Annotated in this window: 18 protein-coding genes; 15 read left to right on the top strand and 3 right to left on the bottom strand. The window is 46.4% G+C overall.

Translation table 11 applies throughout. The annotated features are described in order from the left end of the window. Nucleotides 1-153 precede the first annotated feature (153 nt). Together E5S67_RS06920 and E5S67_RS06915 are read left to right on the top strand one after the other, a co-directional pair. A complete protein-coding gene (locus tag E5S67_RS06920; protein WP_172186336.1) occupies nucleotides 154-1,767 on the top strand; it encodes a DUF2079 domain-containing protein in 1,614 nt (537 codons plus the stop codon). 9 nt (nucleotides 1,768-1,776) lie between these two features. Next, complete coding sequence (locus E5S67_RS06915) at nucleotides 1,777-3,213, top strand: DUF2079 domain-containing protein (RefSeq protein WP_172186335.1); 1,437 nt, start codon at nucleotides 1,777-1,779, stop codon at nucleotides 3,211-3,213. A gap of 112 nt (nucleotides 3,214-3,325) precedes the next feature. Here the strand turns inward: E5S67_RS06915 and cas6 are convergent, their stop codons facing one another. Then, complete coding sequence (gene cas6, locus E5S67_RS06910) at nucleotides 3,326-4,456, bottom strand: CRISPR-associated endoribonuclease Cas6 (RefSeq protein WP_172186334.1); 1,131 nt, start codon at nucleotides 4,454-4,456, stop codon at nucleotides 3,326-3,328. 300 nt (nucleotides 4,457-4,756) lie between these two features. On the opposite strand from cas6, the gene E5S67_RS06905 reads away from it, so the two are divergent. From E5S67_RS06905 to E5S67_RS06885, 5 genes are all read left to right on the top strand, one after another. Further along, a complete protein-coding gene (locus E5S67_RS06905) occupies nucleotides 4,757-5,119 on the top strand; it encodes a ferredoxin-thioredoxin reductase catalytic domain-containing protein (RefSeq protein ID WP_172186333.1) in 363 nt (120 codons plus the stop codon). A gap of 147 nt (nucleotides 5,120-5,266) precedes the next feature. Continuing rightward, entirely contained in the window at nucleotides 5,267-5,674 is a 408-nt protein-coding gene (locus E5S67_RS06900; RefSeq protein WP_172186332.1) for a DUF309 domain-containing protein, read from the top strand. Nucleotides 5,675-5,991: 317 nt separating this feature from the next. Continuing rightward, complete coding sequence (locus tag E5S67_RS06895) at nucleotides 5,992-6,462, top strand: LptA/OstA family protein (RefSeq protein ID WP_172186331.1); 471 nt, start codon at nucleotides 5,992-5,994, stop codon at nucleotides 6,460-6,462. A gap of 172 nt (nucleotides 6,463-6,634) precedes the next feature. Beyond that, entirely contained in the window at nucleotides 6,635-7,363 is a 729-nt protein-coding gene (gene lptB, locus E5S67_RS06890) for an LPS export ABC transporter ATP-binding protein (protein ID WP_172186330.1), read from the top strand. 81 nt (nucleotides 7,364-7,444) lie between these two features. After that, complete coding sequence (locus E5S67_RS06885; RefSeq protein WP_172186329.1) at nucleotides 7,445-8,611, top strand: LptF/LptG family permease; 1,167 nt, start codon at nucleotides 7,445-7,447, stop codon at nucleotides 8,609-8,611. A gap of 222 nt (nucleotides 8,612-8,833) precedes the next feature. Here E5S67_RS06885 and E5S67_RS06880 read toward each other — a convergent pair whose 3' ends face one another. After that, entirely contained in the window at nucleotides 8,834-10,216 is a 1,383-nt protein-coding gene (locus tag E5S67_RS06880; protein WP_172186328.1) for a hypothetical protein, read from the bottom strand. A 451-nt stretch (nucleotides 10,217-10,667) separates the two neighbouring features. Here E5S67_RS06880 and pgl point away from each other — a divergent pair, with 451 nt between their 5' ends. From pgl to E5S67_RS06850, 6 genes are all read left to right on the top strand, one after another. Then, nucleotides 10,668-11,387 (top strand): 6-phosphogluconolactonase, encoded by a 720-nt coding sequence (pgl, locus tag E5S67_RS06875; protein ID WP_172186327.1) that lies wholly within the window; start codon nucleotides 10,668-10,670, stop codon nucleotides 11,385-11,387. A 206-nt stretch (nucleotides 11,388-11,593) separates the two neighbouring features. Continuing rightward, complete coding sequence (locus E5S67_RS06870; RefSeq protein ID WP_172186326.1) at nucleotides 11,594-12,382, top strand: double zinc ribbon and FHA domain-containing protein; 789 nt, start codon at nucleotides 11,594-11,596, stop codon at nucleotides 12,380-12,382. 82 nt (nucleotides 12,383-12,464) lie between these two features. Further along, the gene (locus E5S67_RS06865) at nucleotides 12,465-12,956 is read left to right on the top strand and encodes an FHA domain-containing protein (protein ID WP_172186325.1); all 492 of its coding nucleotides are present in this window, start codon (nucleotides 12,465-12,467) and stop codon (nucleotides 12,954-12,956) included. 55 nt (nucleotides 12,957-13,011) lie between these two features. Continuing rightward, nucleotides 13,012-13,749, top strand: a complete 738-nt coding sequence (locus E5S67_RS06860; RefSeq protein WP_172186324.1) for a PRC-barrel domain-containing protein — start codon at nucleotides 13,012-13,014, stop codon at nucleotides 13,747-13,749. A gap of 170 nt (nucleotides 13,750-13,919) precedes the next feature. After that, nucleotides 13,920-14,477: a hypothetical protein gene (locus E5S67_RS06855; RefSeq protein WP_172186323.1), complete on the top strand. Its 558-nt coding sequence runs from the start codon at nucleotides 13,920-13,922 to the stop codon at nucleotides 14,475-14,477. Beyond that, nucleotides 14,474-14,926 (top strand): FHA domain-containing protein, encoded by a 453-nt coding sequence (locus E5S67_RS06850; RefSeq protein ID WP_172186322.1) that lies wholly within the window; start codon nucleotides 14,474-14,476, stop codon nucleotides 14,924-14,926. Before E5S67_RS06855 ends, E5S67_RS06850 begins: the two co-directional genes overlap by 4 nt. A gap of 141 nt (nucleotides 14,927-15,067) precedes the next feature. On the opposite strand, the gene E5S67_RS06845 is transcribed toward E5S67_RS06850, so the two are convergent. Then, nucleotides 15,068-15,646, bottom strand: coding sequence for a DUF1997 domain-containing protein (locus E5S67_RS06845; protein WP_172186321.1), 579 nt, complete (start codon nucleotides 15,644-15,646; stop codon nucleotides 15,068-15,070). A gap of 208 nt (nucleotides 15,647-15,854) precedes the next feature. Here E5S67_RS06845 and pheA point away from each other — a divergent pair, with 208 nt between their 5' ends. Further along, entirely contained in the window at nucleotides 15,855-16,781 is a 927-nt protein-coding gene (gene pheA / locus E5S67_RS06840) for a prephenate dehydratase (protein WP_172186320.1), read from the top strand. A 34-nt stretch (nucleotides 16,782-16,815) separates the two neighbouring features. Next, nucleotides 16,816-17,460 carry a pentapeptide repeat-containing protein gene (locus tag E5S67_RS06835; protein WP_172186319.1) on the top strand — a complete coding sequence of 215 codons (645 nt, stop codon included), beginning with the start codon at nucleotides 16,816-16,818 and terminating at the stop codon, nucleotides 17,458-17,460. Nucleotides 17,461-17,550 lie beyond the last annotated feature (90 nt).

Raw genomic sequence — 17,550 nt, 5'->3', positions numbered from 1 at the left:
ATCCAGGATACAAGCCCCCGGATTCATCCGTCCAGAAATAAAAAACCTCTATCCGATAAAGGAACCCCCGAATTTATCCGTGGGGTCAATGCTTCAATTCTTTAATCTAAAATCTAAAATCTAAAATTGATTGACCACCTAGTGCCAGATTTCATGCAAAATAGGGAAAATTTTGCTGATGACCGTGAGGACATCAGTGTCTCGATCGCCGAAAATAGAGAGGAAGGTCGATCGCAGCTACCGTCGAGTTTGGTTTGGGCGATCGCTACTGCTGCGGCAATCTTCTTTTTGTGTAGCAGTTTACGGCACGCTTTATTCCAATCCACTGCTTTCGATTTGGGAATTTTTGACCAAGCAATTTACTTGATCGGCCAAAACCAAACGCCTTTTTCTTCTTTAATGGGCATTCATATTTTGGGCGATCATGCAGCGGTAATCTATTATCCGCTAGCTTTGCTTTACAAAATCTACCCGGATGTGCATTGGCTGCTGTTGGTACAAGCAGTTGCTTTATCCCTGGGGGCTTGGCCTAGCTGGAGTTTAGCGCGTTTGGCAGGTTTAAATCAAGAACAATCCCGTGCGATCGCATTAATTTATTTGCTCTATCCGGTGGTATTTAACATCAATTTATTTGATTTTCACCCGGAAGTAATCGCTTTACCCGCACTTTTGGCAGCAATTTTGGCGGCGCGTTTAAATAAAATTGTGTGGTTTTGTACCGCTATTCTGTTAGTTTTGAGTTGCAAGGCGGTTTTGTCCCTAACCGTTGTTGCTATTGGTTTATGGCTGTTTTTTTGCGAAAAAAAGCAACGGTACGGGGCGATCGCACTTTTGCTGGGTGCAGCTTGGTTTTTGATTGCTTCCCAGAAAATCATCCCCTTCTTTAGCGGCAGCGAAGTCGCTGGAGTCGGGCGCTACAGCTATTTAGGCAAATCCGTACTAGAAATCATCATCAATCTCCTATTAAAACCACAGTTAGTATTAGGAAAAATCCTTTCATTTGATACATTAAAATATTTATTTCTCCTCACCTTACCTGTGATTTGGCTGCTATTGCCATTCTCTGGCAAACTACGCCTACAATATTTAACAGCGCTAATTCCTGCCATCCCTACCCTGCTCATCAATATCCTCTCTGACTTACCATTTCAACGCAGCTTAGCCTATCAGTATTCAGTACCTGTAATTCCCTTTTTATTGTTAGCAGTTATCGCGAAGGAAGAAACAAGGAAGAGGGAAGAAATAAGAGAAAACAACGAAGAGGATAAAGCAAATAACCAACAGTTTTTAACATCTGTAAATTTGCCCAAATTTTCCTATAGCAAATTTGCAAATTTACTATTTAATAATTTCCGACTTCCTCAACTCAGGCTAGGAATTCAATTGCCGAGAATCATGATAATTTGGTCGTTAATAATTTTCCTATTTCTGGGCGAATATAAAGATTTTTATCTGTACCTAAATAGACTAGATACCTGGCAAGCTACACGCGAAGCAGTCGCACAAGTTCAACCCCAAAGCAGTATTTTAACAGATAATAGACTTGCCCCTCACTTTGCCCACCGCCCAATAGTAAAATTGCTTTCACAAATTTCGCCCCAAACAAATTTAGCTGAATTTCAATACATATTATTAAACCTGCGCCATCCCTGGCCTGATACTGAAAAACTTGGTGATACCTTAGCAAATCAACTTAAAAATTCTCCCGATTTTCACTTAACTTATCAAAAAAACGAAGTTCTGCTATTTAAACGAATCGCTGATTAAACCAATAAAATGCTAACTTTAAAATCCCTAAAATCTCATCCAGTATTTTTAATAATTGTCGTGACAACGATAGTCTTATTTACCGCCAGCAGCGCGCGGCACGCTTTATTTCAGTCAACTGCATTCGACTTAGCAATTTTTGACCAAGCAATTTATTTAATCTCCCAAAATCAAACGCCATTTTCCTCTTTAATGGCAATAAATATTTGGGGCGATCACGCCGCTTTTATTTTCTATCCACTAGCTTTACTTTACAAAATATATCCCGATGTTCACTGGCTTTTTTTAGTGCAAGCTGTTTCCCTAGCTTTAGGCGCTTGGCCGACTTGGAGTTTGGCACGTCAAGCGGGATTAAACGAACGAAAAGCAATTGCAATTTCAGCCGTATATCTGCTTTATCCCGCAGTATTTAATGTCAATCTCTTCGACTTCCACCCAGAAGTAATTGCTTTGCCAGCACTGCTAGCAGCAATCTTAGCCGCGAGGCTGAATAAAACCTTGTGGTTTTGTGCTGCTATTGTATTAGTTTTGAGCTGCAAAGCCGTGCTATCTTTAACTGTGGCTGCGATGGGTTTGTGGCTGTTGTGTTTTGACAAAAAACGCAATTGTGGGCTCATAGCTCTCTTTCTAGGCGCAGGTTGGTTCCTGGTAGCTACTCAGGCAGTTATACCGTATTTTAATCAGGGAAGAGAACACGCGGGAATCGGGCGATATCAATATTTGGGAAAGTCGGTTTTGGAAATTGCTATTAATTTAATAGGGAAACCAAATCTAGTTTTAGGGCGTTTGTTTTCTTTAGATACTTTTGAATATTTAGCGTTATTGGTATTACCTATAATTTGGTGGCTGTCTCCGCGTCATCTGTCATCTTTAATTAGTGCTGTGCCGATGTTGGCGATGAATATTCTTTCCGATATTCCCGCTCAGCGAGATTTGATTCATCAATATTCTGTGCCGATATTGCCGTTTTTGTTGGTTGCCGTAATTTCCAGTTTAGCAGATAGCAATCAGCAAAAGGCAAAGACAATATTTGATAGATTGCCACTTCCTAATTATCCATTTCCTAGAGTCATTGTAATTTGGTCGTTGATTGCTTTCTTAGCTTTAGCGAAATACGGCTACTTTTGGACTATTTATTTAAATGGGCTCGACACTTTGCCAGCTACCAAAGAGGCAATTTCTCTTGTTGAAACCAAAGGCAGTGTTTTAACAAATGCTCAGATTGCTCCGCACTTAGCGCACCGCCCTGTAGTCAAATTAACTCTGGCTAACGCGCCGCCGGCAAATCTCGCAGAATTTGATTATGTATTGCTGAACCTCAGATATCCTGGCTGGATGAGCGATCGAGAATTTGTTAAAAACTTAGTAACTAAACTAAAAAACACCCCTCAATTTCAACTAAAATATCAGCGAGACGACATATACCTATTTACTAAGAGTCATTAGTCAGCAGTCATCAGTCATTAGTCAGTAGTCAGTAGTCATCATTCAACAGTCAACAGTCAACAGTCAACAGTCAACAGTCAACAGTCAACAGTCAACAGTCAACAAATGCGCGCTAATCCTCAACTTTCAAAGCCCTTCTTGCCAACTTCACGTAAGTTTTCACAGTTTCATAAGGCATTTCCAAATCAGCAGCAATATCAAACAAAGATTCCCCCAATTCCCTGCGCGCCAAAATCGTCGCCCAAGTTTCAGCAATCTCAGCAGCACGACTTCCGCCTGTACGCTTTCTGTGCGCCATAAACTTCTGTGTCAATTCATCTATTCGCGCCGCCAATACGCTTTGTATCGACACTTCAGGTAGCGCTTCTGTCAACCATTGTGCTCGCGTTTGTCCCAATCCAAAAGTTGTTTTGTGGCCAGTGCCGCAGTAAGGCGCTAACCGCCCCAAAGCATAAAATAATTGTACAAAATCAGGACGATTGTGAGCCGATCGCCCTAGCCCAAATTCCACAGCCCCAGTGAATCCCGTTACCATGCCTTTTTTGCCCGCTGCTACCTTTTGCGACTCCAATTTGTGGCGGCTAATAATTGCATTTTCATCAATCCAATTCAAAAATTCTGCTTGGTCAAAATTTACCCCCGAAAAGTTATTCCAGCGGCGCAAATAGCTGTGAAAAACATTTTCGGGAACTGGTAAAGGGAAGTGATGGCCTTTGCTACGAAAGCTTGTAGGAGTCACAAAACTAAGTTTGATGGTGGGCGAAAATGGGGGTTCTGCTGTTAATAATTGCTGGTAAGTTGTGGGAGCAAAAGCAATATCCCAAGAGCGAATTACCAGCGGAGCATTTCGCAAATCTATCTCTTCGGGCAAATTTTGCAGCCACTGACTCAGCCACTGCACTACTCGCTTTGAAAGTCCTGTTACGTACCAGCGATAAATTCGATCACCCAAAAGCTGAAATTCTTTGCCACCGGGGAGCAAATCACCTTCCAATCCCGAAATAGTAAAGGCTTTTTCGGACTGTTCATCGTGCAAAAGTTGCGATAAATCCGGATCGGTTTGCTGTACTTGACCTAAAAACCAAGCGTGCAAACCTATAGCATACTGCGCGTACAGATAGCTAGCAGCGCCGGGAGTCAATTCAAACACTAATCCGACTAACTCGGTGTCAGCCGGCCAAATCAGCCCAGAGGGAGGAGATTTTTTGCTGTGGGTGCGGGTGCGGTTCGGGGAAGTTGCCATCTGATGCCACTAACAGGGACAGGGCTGTGCTATCTTATCCGATTTTTATCCCCTTTGGGGGATGATTGTTGAGGGCGATCGATCGCCCAAATCTTTTGGCAGCTCCAAAAACCCGGTCTGCCGCAAGTTTCCCCCACCCTCCGGGATAGACAAAAACCACTAAAAAACCAACAACCTAAAACTCAATGTTTGTCAAGGTTTTCTTCCTTGTAAGTAAACAGAAATATACAAGTGTTTAAAATCACATTCTGCGCTACAATTGTCAAAAGCTCGTAGCATCCCCAACTCCGATCCTAAACTATGAACACAACAGAAAAATCTAAACTCTCCAACGAAAAAACTTTGGAGGCGATGAAGAATTTCTCCGAAACCTACGCCAAGCGAACGGGAACATACTTTTGTTCCGAACCTTCCGTCACTGCTGTCGTGATAGAAGGACTAGCAAAACACAAGGATGAACTAGGTGCTCCCTTATGCCCTTGTCGCCATTACGAAGATAAAGAAGCTGAAGTAAAAGCCGCCTACTGGAACTGTCCCTGCATTCCCATGCGCGAGCGCAAAGAGTGTCACTGTATGTTATTTCTGACGCCAGATAACGATTTCGCTGGAACTAATCAGGAAATTGGAATGGATCAGATTCAAGCTGTCAGAGACACTATGTAATCGGTTAAGTAGGCGGTCGTGAAATGGCAGGAGTTTTGAAAACAGGTCGTTATTTTTCCTATTTTTAAGATTTAGCTATTTAAAAGAAATCGATCGCCGCCTACTCAAACACGCATCCGCCATCGAAAATCCCGAATCTCCAATCGAATGACAGAGGAAATCCCACTCGAATTTTGGCAAGGTATCGAACAGTTTAACAGCCAAGAATTTTACGCTTGTCACGATACTTTAGAGGCTTTGTGGATGGAAGCCGGCGAGCCGGAAAAAAGGTTTTATCAGGGAACATTGCAAATTGCGGTCGCGCTTTATCACTTAGGAAATCAAAACTGGCGCGGTGCGGTAATCTTGCTGGGAGAAGGAATAAATCGGCTCAGTTATTATCAGCCGAGTTATGCCGGAATTGCCGTTGAAGAGTTGCTCCGACAAAGTGCTAAACTTTTGAGCGCTTTGCAACAAGCTGGCCCGGAAGAAGTAGCTAAATTTGTACCGTTGTTCGCAGGTAGAGAAGTGGCAGGCTTACAATTGCCGCGAATTATCAAAGTACCAAAAAGTTAAATAAAGGTTAAATAAATGTTGGTATTAGGGTGTGCAGCAGACTTGGCCTTTACACAGAGGAGGGCTGGCTTTCATGCCCGCTGTACAAGCAGATTGATTTGCTGTGGAACGAGCATCTTGCCCGTTCTCGCTTAAGACAGTTGCAGCGACTCAGCAAAATAGCCAATTAAATTCGCTGTTGTCTTGCTAGGATAATTGGTTGAGACTCTCGGGTCAATCGATCGACAAGCGCGAAAATCTTTCTGGCCGTTAAGATAAAATACCTAACTGGAGATCGTGCCCTTCAGCAATTTCACAAATTTTGAGGCTCCAAGCTTATGATGCCCTCCGCTAAACTACTCAATTCCCGAATATTCAAAGGATTATCGCTGCTTTTGCCCCTCACTCTGGCAGGCGCGATCGCCTCTCCCACCTACCCGCAAGCCGGGCCGCCCCGCACTCTCAGCGTGCGATCGGACATTCAAGAAGCCGACTCCAAAACCGGCATCGTGACAGCCCGCGGCAACGTCCAAATCAACTATCCAGCCCGCCAAATACAAGCAACTGCTGCTCAAGCTCAATATTTCAGCCGCGAGCGCCGGATCATTCTCAGCGGAGATGTTTACGTATTGCAGCAGGGCAACAGTCTGCGCGGCGAAACCATAACATACCTCATCGACGAAGGGCGGTTTATTGCCCTGCCAGACAACCCAGGACAGGTAGAATCTGTCTATCTGGTTGCCCCGGAACAAGATGCGGCAGCCCAAAATGCAGTGGGTTCCCCACGTCCAACTACAGCCCCCCGGTAACAGTGGCTCGCAGCAGCGAAATTTCGCCTCAGCCAAAACATACTACTTGGGATAGATGCGAAATTTCGTCTTTATAAAACTAACAAAATTGAAAAGGTAAAATTTAAATTAGAGACTCGATCGCACAAACCCGCAGTCTGAAATTTAGCTTGTAGAGGTTGCCTCGGCGAAAATGAAAATTGTACTCGAAAATATTCACAAATCTTACGGAAAACGCAATGTAGTCAGTCGCGTCAATCTTTCGGTAAGCCAAGGAGAAATCGTAGGACTGCTCGGCCCCAACGGTGCCGGCAAAACCACAACATTTTACATAGCAACCGGATTAGAAAAGCCAAATCAAGGCACTGTTTGGCTAAACGATTTAGACATTACTAAATTGGCGATGCACCAGCGAGCGCATTTGGGAATTGGCTATCTCGCTCAAGAAGCAAGCATTTTCCGGAACATGAGCGTGCGCGACAACATTTTGTTAGTCCTAGAACAAACTCAAGTGCCGCGCTGGGAATGGCGCGATCGAGTCGATTTCCTATTGCAAGAATTTCGCTTGGAAAAAATAGCATCTAGTTTGGGAATTCAAATCTCAGGGGGAGAAAGGCGGCGGACTGAACTGGCCAGAGCATTAGCCGCAGGGCGAGACGGGCCCATGTTCCTATTTTTAGACGAACCGTTTGCAGGCGTCGATCCGATCGCCGTAGACGAAATTCAAACCATTATTGCCAAACTGCGCGATCGCAAAATCGGCATCCTCATCACCGATCACAACGTCCGAGAAACCCTCGAAATTACCGATCGAGCCTACATCATGCGAGACGGCCAAATTTTAGCCTCCGGGGCTGAAGAAGAACTCTACAGCAACCCTTTAGTGCGGCAGTATTACTTGGGCGACAGCTTCGTGCGATAGTCTTTTGAATACATTCGGCAAACGGTCGAATTTGAGATTTTAGATGTTAGATTGAGGAGCAATCTGCGACAACGCGTCACTATGAAAATAGCAATATCCAATTCTTTGAATCCCATCAACTGGCTGCCGAGAATTTCAGTAATGGACTGGTACATTACCAAAGAACTAATCGGGCCATTTCTCTTTGGCGTCGGACTCTTTACATCCGTCGCCGTCACAGTTGGAGCCTTATTTGAATTAGTCCGCAGAGTAACAGAATCCGGCCTCCCCTACGGCGCAGCCCTAGAAATTTTTCTGCTGCAAATTCCCTACTTCGTAGTATTGGCTTTCCCGATGTCGATGCTGCTAGCAACCTTAATGGCCTACAGCCGAATGTCCAGCGACAGCGAACTCATCGCCCTCCGCAGTTGCGGAGTTAGCGTTTACCGATTAATACTGCCCGCAGTGATTATGAGTTTAATTGTTGCCGGCTTCACCTTTGGTTTGCAAGAGTTAGTCGTACCCGCCGCCAGCTACAGAGCTACTGTGACTTTAGACAGAGCCCTGAAACGAGAAAAACCGATATTTCAAGATAGAAATATTATCTACACAGAATTTCGCAAACCAGAAAAAGGTGGCGACGAAACCCTGGCCCGCTTTTTTTATGCAGAACAATTTGACGGCCAGCGAATGAAAGGTTTAACAATTATCGATCGCTCCACTCCAGGCCTCAATCAAATCGTTTCTTCAGAATCCGCTACTTGGAATCCCTCAGAAAATACCTGGGATTTTTTCAACGGAACCGCTTATATAGTAGCTCCTGATGGCTCTTACCGCAATATAGTTAGGTTTCAACACCAGCAGTTGCAACTCCCCCGTACGCCCTTAGATTTAGCTGCGAGAGTGCGGGATTTCAAGGAAATGAACATTGCCCAAGCTGTAGAGCGTTTGGATATCATTAAGAACAGTGGTGACGAACCGCAAATTCGCAAATTAAAGGTGCGAATTCAAGAAAAATATGCTTTTCCTTTCGTGTGCATGGTATTTGGTTTAGTGGGAGCAGCTTTGGGAACTCAACCGCGCCGCTCCGGCAGAGGAACGAGTTTTGGTATTAGCGTAGTTGTGATTTTTGCTTACTACGTATTTTCTTTTATCACCAGTTCTATGGGTGTGAAAGCTGTTTTGACTCCAATTCTGTCGGCTTGGCTGCCGATAATTTTTGGCTGGGGAATCGGGGGATTGCTGTTGGTGCGGGCAGCCTCTAGGTAAGTTTTACCAATAACATTAGGAATGGGTAATTGGCAACTTGTACTGCTCTTCGACTTCGCTCAGGAACCGCCTAGCCTAACTATTGGAAATTGATATAAGCTGTCGGGCATCTTGCATTGTATTTTTCTGGTGGGCGGGACACCTCACCAGAATGTCATCAAACTTGACGGTAAAATTTAGATGCCCGACAGCTTATCGTTTTCGTTGCCGAACTTCCTTCATTTAAGGATTAGAAAAAGTATTGATTTCGCCGCCGCCAATGTAGCGTCCCGGAGGCAGCGAGCGGGGTGTAGCAAAAGGTTGAGGTTGAATGGGCTGCACGCCCTGATTTGTGTTTTGGGGAACAACTCCAAAGTTAGGCTGCTCCGGCAAGTTAAGCTGACTTTGTGGAGCTGTTTGAAATTGAGAATTCGCTGAATTGGGAGAGAATTGAGGGCTAATTATCTTGCTTCCCCCGATCGTACTCGGAAAGGGGGATTGACCGACATTGGGAAGTAAAGGTGTTGGCGAAGGTATGGCTACTGGAAGTGCAGCAGGTTGAACTTCTGGTGCGAAGCCGGAACCAGATAAATTAGTTTGGTAGGGATTTTTCGGCAAAGCCACCGTTGCAGCCCCTGCATTAATTTCGGGGAGGTTCGGTACTCTGGAATTTAACCCAGGAAATGATTCAGGGACTGTAGCTGTCGGCTTTAAGAATTCTTGAGATTCCTCGATCGCAGTATTTGTCGGACTCACAACTGGGGGAAGTGCTGCGGGGACATTCACAGGATTTGCTCCAGCTTGAGCTGTAGCGGTCGTTGGGAGCAAATTTGCCGCATTTGCCGCATTTGCCGCATTTGCCGCATTTGCCGCAGCCGGTCGATCGAGCAATTTAGCCGAGTCTGCTGTTTTCTGAGCCGCAGCCGCCGTTGCTGCTGTGTTAGCAACGACGTATTTTTTCATAGCTGCTTGCAGCGGACTCAAAGGAAGAGAATTTTCGTTTTGTTTGCCTGAATTAACACCACTCGACGCCTGCGATAAAGTTGATGTCGCTGTATCCTTAGACTCAGGCTCGATCGTTTTTATTGCGGAAATGGGTTCCCCACTGCCAGATAAAGTCAAAGCTGATGTCGCGTTTGAACTTGCTAAGCTAGAATTTTGCGGGTTATTGTTTGCGGCCCCGACAGCAGGATTTGCTGCTAAATTTGGCAAGGGCAAAAATCTGTTTCTTGCCACCTGCTTGGAGGCTGAAGATGGCTGAGGAATTACTAAGCCCCGATCGCGAATTTCCTCAAATAAACCTTGGCTTTTGACTACTGGTGAATTTAACAAACCGAACTCTGAATTAGAGCGATTTAACTGATTGACTAGCACTGGTAAGCTGTCGATTTCAGCCGCAATGGCGCTATCTTCCGCAGACAGCCCCGGCAGCGAAGCTGCATTGTTTGAGGCTGCTTCTTCTTCGCCATCTATGCTCAACCTTTCTGGATGTACAGAAACCTCCCAGATAAATACCCCCCCCGCACACAGCACCGCTAGCGGTGCCCAAACCGCCGGTTGCGACCAGTGGCGCAACCGCGCTATCAGATAGCGGACAGATGTAGGAAATCGCTTAAAACTTGACATAGTTTTGCTTCCATCCGAGCGTGCGGATTTAAAACTATTTTTCCTACTCTACCACATCAATCTTGATTATTTTTGCTGTCCCTGGGTAAGTGCGATCGGGAGCATCTCCGTTGTGCTTTTACTGTCCGTGTGCCATCGTCTCGCTATATGTATGTACTTTGCTGTGCGGGATCGCTTCCAAAAAACGATTTTTACTCTCTGCAGAGATGTTTTCAGTGCGATCGGACTTTTGATTTAAAGTTGCGAAATCAATGCAACAGATGAAAATCCATAACACACTGGTAGAAATATGTCTTGCTTTCCTCAAATCAAGGGGGATAAGATGATAAAGTTTGATGGGACGCGGTGCCCGGCCTGCAGGACGTGTCAGCCTATCGACCTCAAAGCAAAATGTTAAGGCAAAATAGACAATTGCTCAGAACAACACCCAAGGAAAGTTGAGAGGAAATTAATGAAAAAAATAGTAGAAGTATTAGCAAATCGGGAAGAATTAATAGCTCGATCGCTTGAGATTGTCCTGTCAAAAATCCACGCAGCCATAGCAGAACGCGGAGTTTGTACGATCGCCGCAGCGGGCGGAAGCACACCCGAACCGCTTTACAGAGCGATCGCAGCTCAAGATCTCCCTTGGGACAAAATTCACGTTTTTTGGGGCGACGAACGCTACGTTCCCCCAGAACACCCAGACAGCAATCAAAAAATGGCGCGTCTCGCGTGGCTCGATCGAGTAAATATCCCCGCCAGCAACATCCACCCCATGCCCACAGGCGCCGGGGACCCCGCAGCCGACGCCTCGGCGCACCAAACCGAATTGCAGCAGTTCTTCAAAGTATCCGACGGCGAGTTTCCTGCTTTCGACATCATTCTATTGGGCATAGGGGACGACGGCCACACAGCCTCTCTATTTCCCGGCACACCAGCCTTGCAAGTCCGCGACGCCCTAGTAACTGTCGGCAACAAAGACGGTCAACCCCGCATCACCTTTACAGTCCCCTTAATCAACCGCGCCCGGTGCGTCCTCTTCATGGTCGCAGGAGCCAGCAAACAACCTGCCCTAGCTCAAATTTTTGCCCCCGCAGCCGATGAAATGACCTATCCAGCCAGACTCGTTCAACCAGAGGGCGAACTTTGGTGGCTGTTCGATGCGGCTGCTGGCGAAGCAGTAAAATAGCAGAGATATCCGCCCACTGCCAACACAGTCAGCAGTATCACTAACTAAATCTTCCCCATCACCGCCAACCTCACGGCGTCAGCTCAGTTGCTAGTATTAGCGAAGCAATATAAGAATTGTGGCGGTTAAAGTTAAAATTTGACCATATACACGACTATTTATTATGAGGCTGATTTGAAAATCTGGCCGATAGCAAGGAGAAATCGATGATTGTCTGTCCCAATTGCAATCACCAGAACCCCGACGGGGCCAGCCAGTGCGAGGCTTGCTACACGCCTTTACCTGTTACCGCAAGTTGCTCGAACTGCGGTGCTGCTGTTCAGACAGATGCAGCGTTTTGCGGTCAGTGCGGCTTTAACTTGCGTCCGGGTTCCATAGTTCCAGAAGTTGGGGTGACAGTAGCGTCCCCCTCGCCTGTGGGCCCCACAGTGGTATCGTCACCGATGCCGGATTTACCGCCAAGCGAACCCCTGATGGCAATGGAACCTCTAGTTACCCTAAATAATGGGCCCAACTTGGAAAAAACTCCCGCCAGCATTCCTACGATTCCAGAGCCCCCGCCTTCGCCCTCGGTTCCTGTTAGAACTGAATCAGTGGCGACACGAGTAAATACCTCTCCCCCGGTTCCGGCCCCACAGCCCGGTGTAGCTAAAACTCAACTGCAACAGCAGTCGGCGCGCCTGCTACACGTTCAGACAAATACGCCGATGGAATTGCCTCACAGTCTGTCTGTGGTTCACATAGGCAAGCCAAATGACTTAGTGCCGCCGGATATTGATGTTTCGGGATTTGCTAATTCTGAGATAGTTTCTCGAGTACACGCAAATCTCCGGGTGGAGGGAGATGCTTGCTACCTAGAAGATGTAGGCAGTTCCAACGGTACTTACGTCAACAATACTCCGCTGCCCAAGGGAAACCGGCACCGGTTGCGACCGGGAGACCGCATCTCTCTTGGCAAAGGAGACCTGGTTACGTTTTTATTTCAAATCTCTTAGATCGAGTTTGGATTGGGCGATCGAAAGTCTAAAATCTAAAATCGCATCTTGAGGCGCTCTACCAAAACTCAATGCTGCCAATGTGATTAAGCTGACCTTGCTACATCCACTCCAGTCTATACCCGTCCGCAGTTGGATCTTTGAAGACGAGCAGGTCGTCCGGATCGGGCGATCGACCGAAAACCAGGTCGTTCTTTTTAGCGCTGTCGTTTCTCGCCGCCACATCGAATTGCGGCGCAGCGGCATAACTTGGGAACTGATCAATTTAGGTACCAACGGCACTTACCTCGATGGTAAGCCGATCGCTAAGGTTCCGGTTGTGGACGGTCTGATCGTTCACTTGGCTCGCTCGGGTCCGAAAATTCAAATCAACGTCGGCCCCAATCAGTCCTCAGTCCAGCTAGGACAAATTAGCGTCAAGCCAAGGGAGGCTAAGGAAATTCACGCTCCCTCGGGCGGCGCGCAAATTAGCACGATTCCTGTTCCCGACCAAAAAGAAGTTGGCATTTCTAGGGAAGAGGAGGATTTAACGGAGGCAGACAATACTCGCCATTATTCGGAAGAAGAATATTAAATCGGCCTCTTTGGACGATCGAAATTTTTCAAAGGCGGCACTCAGGAGTTTATTTATGAGTACATCACAACAGATTGTTAGGCGCAGCGAACTGCTCAACCGCCGCACGATCGACCGCAGGACAGCGGAAGAGGTCGGCAGGGTAGATCGACTTTGGCTCGATCCTCACTCCCAGCGGGCGATCGGCTTTACTTGCAAGTCGGGACTTTTGGGCAGCAAAAAAACTTGGTTCGCTTGGGCGCAAGTGGATACGGTAGGCGAAAATGTTTTTGTCACCATTAACCCGGAACTGCCGGAATTGCACCAGCCGGAACAAGCTGTGTGTCCGATCGGGCTTGAGGTGCTCACGGACGCTGGGAATAAGGCAGGTACGGTGGTTGACTACCTATTTGATTCCCGGACGGGTACAGTGATCCACTACCTGTTTAAATCGAGCGGCTGGCGCGGCGTTTTAGACGGGATTTACTTGCTACCGGTGGCAGCTATTTCGACGATCGGCAGCAAGCGGGCGATCGTCTCTGAAGCTGCTGTATCGGAGCCAGTGCAGTACGCGGAGGGATTGCACAAAAAAGTCGGTCTGGTAGCAGAGTTTTTACACGAAGATTTCGACAGAACTCTCAAAAATGTGGCAGGCGTGAAGCGCGGCGCTCAAAGTCTGGCGGAAAAATTCCAAGATAAAGCTCTAGAAGTCAGGGATGTAGCTCAAGAAAAAGTTGCAGAGTTGAAGCGGCAAAGGGATGAATCTGCCCGGCCAGATCCGAACCCGGAGCCGCCCGAGTCTGATTTGAGTTGAAGTTTGGCCTTCCCGATCGCCCTGCGACTAATTGCCGATCGGATTTTGGGGGTGGCGCGCCCGAGGAAGGTCGATCTGTATTTTCGGTCTAGGAGATTGAGGCGTTCTCGCTCACAATTCCTGTGCTGCTCAAAGCATTCTATTTTAAAGGTATCGCATCAATAAGGAAAATGTTAGCAATTCAAAAAGACCTATGCTGTTTGATACAACCAACAAGTATTTTATCTAGAGACCCCAGCATTAATAATTGGTTAACTTTTGTATCCACGAACAGCGATTCGTCGCTCGTTGACTCTCAACAGATCGAGAACTCGAATCAGCGGTGCAACCAGTGCGGGTCTGAGTTGAATTATGGGGCTAGTCCGCGGGAAAATGGTTGTGCCGATCGAATTGAGCCGCTCACCCATCGGCGCAATCGCTCCATCCCAGACAAAATTAATCAAGCGGTCTCAACATTCGTCACTCGCTGGGAAGTTCAGCAGATTAATAACACGGTGTTTGGTTGTTACCGAGGAAAGCAAAAATTTGCGCCTGCGCCAAAAGCTAACGATCAAAAATTTGTTCAAATGCCTCAAGCAGCCAAAAGTTCAACTTTTACAGCAGAACGAAGCAATAGTGACGCACCCACCACCCCTGTGAAAATCAAATTTTTTGCAGTTTTCTCCCCAAAAATCTATGTGGAAGCATCCCCGTTTCTGTCTGGCGGGGGAGTGTCAAAACATCCGTGATTACCTTAACTCTGTTACATCCTATCCAGTCTGTCCCAGTTCAAAGTTGGTGTTTTGAATCCGAATCGGTGGTTCGGATCGGTCGATCGAACGACAATGATGTAATTATTTACAGCGCTGTAGTTTCCCGCCACCACGTAGAGCTGTGGAATCACGCCAATGGCTGGGAAATTATTAATTTTGGTGCTAACGGCACCTATGTAGATGATAGACCGATCGCTCAGGTATCTGCTGTGGACGGGATGACAATTCGCTTGGGCAATTCCGGGCCAAAAATCAGGATTCGGGTGGGCGCAACCAATCAACCGGGCAGAACAACCAAGTCACCGCAGCGCGAACTCCGCCAAAAGGACGAAGTTTTAAATGACAAGTCAACTGCTTGGCCTCGGGGTGTGGGAATCATAGAAGAGGATGAACATGGAGAGCTCACTCAAAACGATCTTGACTGACCGGCAGCTATCTATCCCTACGGGCGAACTCAAACAAAGCTCAAGGTACGCAATTCGCTGATCTAACTAATTTTTCGGTAAGTAGCCTAATTTTGACCTAAATATGCCTATAAATTAATTAACAGCTTGTGTACTAGGATCTCACCCTTCTAAAGATAAGATTTGGGGAATCTCGCTGGATATTACCTCAGTTTGGTTGCTTGCCCATCGGCGGTAATCTAAGAGCAACTGGTGCATCAACCGCTGTTTGACACTCAGCAGTACACTCTTGAGCAAAGCGTTGCCCGTTGCTTCTAAAATTGCTTTGGGCGTCAGCCAAAACGGCGGCGGTAACTCTACTTGGACTTCCAAATCCGCTTTTCCCTTCAAGTATGCTACCCCGCTGCTTTGGTGTACACAAAGCTGTCCTTTGAGATTGAGAGCAAAGCGATCGTTTATGTAACCCACCCCACGAATTTCGCAGGCGACGGACTCCAAATTGATTTTGCCGTCTGACTCCGCCCACACCCTCATGTCTACGGTGGGTTGAATGCTCAGCATCATAAATTGTAACGGCCGCATTTTCAGGCGGAAACAGTCATCGCTTAGCTGCTGTGTGCGACTTTGATCCACGAGGGCGTTCACCAGTCGCCTCGGCTGGCGCAGATAATGTTGAATGGGAACCCGTTCGTCTGGTACGGCGATCTCAACGGATTGGGAAGAATTAAAGCGGATATACATGAGAAGATATCAAACTATAGGATTCCTAAGCATATCTTAATAAACTATCACCTTTTTTAAGGTGACATAAGTCGCGCACTAAGTCGCGCCCCCAGCCATGTCAACCGAGAAATCACTGATAAAAGCTTTCGGGACATCGCTAGTTTTTCATCATACTTGCTAGCTGATGAGAGTAAAGCAAACTTTTGTAACCTAAAATTGTCTCTAAATGAAAATTTCGATCTCACATCTCGGCCCTGTTGGTACAAATGCAGAAACAGCGGCTCTAGCTTATGTCAATTGGTTGAGCCAAGAAACCAACTTTGAATGCACCCTGTGTCCTTATTCCACCATTTCCCAGGCGCTAGAGGCATCGGCCGTAGGGCAGGTTGACTATTCTGTTGTGCCAGTCGAAAATTCGATCGAAGGCAGCGTGACTGTCACTTTAGATACACTGTGGCGACTAGATCGACTCCGCATTCAACACGCCTTAGTTTTGCCAATTTCCCACGCGCTAGTGTCTAATGCTACAAAAATTAACGAGATTCAAAAAGTTTACTCTCATCCGCAAGCCCTAGCTCAGTGTCAGTTATGGTTGGGGCAGTTTATTCCCTCAGCTCAATTGATTCCGACCAATTCAACCACGGAAGCATTGCAATATCTGGAAGATAGAAATGTAGCGGCGATCTCTTCGCCAAGAGCTGCTGAACTTTACAATTTGCCAGTGTTAGCTCACCCCATTAATGATTATCCCGATAATTACACTCGATTTTGGGTACTCAGCACGAGTGTTGGAGAAATCGCAAACGTAGAAGCAGCCGATTCCTCATCGATTAAATGCATTACAAAATCTGCTGCTAAGTTGATCCTCGATGCTTCACCGTCTAATTGCACCCATACCTCACTAGCTTTTAGCGTACCTGCCAATATGCCGGGAGCACTGGTAAAACCTTTGCAAGTATTTGCCAGTCGCGGTATTAATTTAAGTCGGATTGAATCTAGACCGACTAAGCGATCGCTCGGAGAATATATTTTCTTTATGGACGTTGAGGCTAACGCCTCCCAAGCATTTGTGCGATCGGCACTCGAAGAATTAAAAAATCACACAGAAACTTTAAAAATATTTGGTTGCTACAATGTACTGTCAGTAGTATAATTTTATTTTAAGTAAAACTTAGGAGGCTGGTGAGATGAATGCTGATGAACTTCTCAAGCGATACGCAGCCGGAGAAAGAAATTTTCATGAAACCAACTTGAAAGAGGCTTTTTTGCGAGAAGCTTTCTTAATTCATATTAATCTAGCCTGTGCAAATCTGAAGGAAATCAATTTTGCTTTGGCGAACTTAAGGGGGGCAAAATTAATAGGTGCCAACCTAAAGAATGCTTGCCTGGTGATGACCCGCCTAAATGGGGCTAACCTGAGCGGAGCCGATCTAACTTTCGCAAGATTAACAGGAGCTGACCTGATTGAAGCAAACTTGGAAAACGCCAACTTGAGCGACACCAAAATGATAGCTGTTAATTTGAGCGGAGCAAACTTGGAAAACGCCAACTTGATGGAAGCGAACCTCCTAGATGCTTGCTTGGACAATACAAACCTCGAAAAAGCCAATCTAAGCGAGGCAAAACTGCGGGGAGCGAGTCTCAGAGGAGCTGACTTGAGAGGCGCTTTTTTGTGTGAAAGTAACCTTCAGGGTGCTGACTTGAGAAAAGCTGATTTGCGCGGTGCTAATTTGAGCGGTGCCTTTTTATGTGGCGCTAACCTCGAAGGCGCTAAGCGAGATAAGAAAACAATTTTCAGTGGGACAATACATTTTTGCGTCAGACAAGTTTGACTGTAGTTTAGACTAAAAAATGAGCGCAGCTAAAAGTAGCCACCTTTGAATGTCAGGCAAGCTGTTGCTCAAAAACTCAAAAAGTAGAAG

Origin of the sequence: Microcoleus asticus IPMA8 (assembly GCF_013179805.1) — a bacterium.
Classification (GTDB): Bacteria; Cyanobacteriota; Cyanobacteriia; order Cyanobacteriales; family Microcoleaceae; genus Microcoleus; species Microcoleus asticus.
Note: the sequence above shows the minus strand (reverse complement) of the source record. Positions and strands in the feature narration are given on the sequence as shown.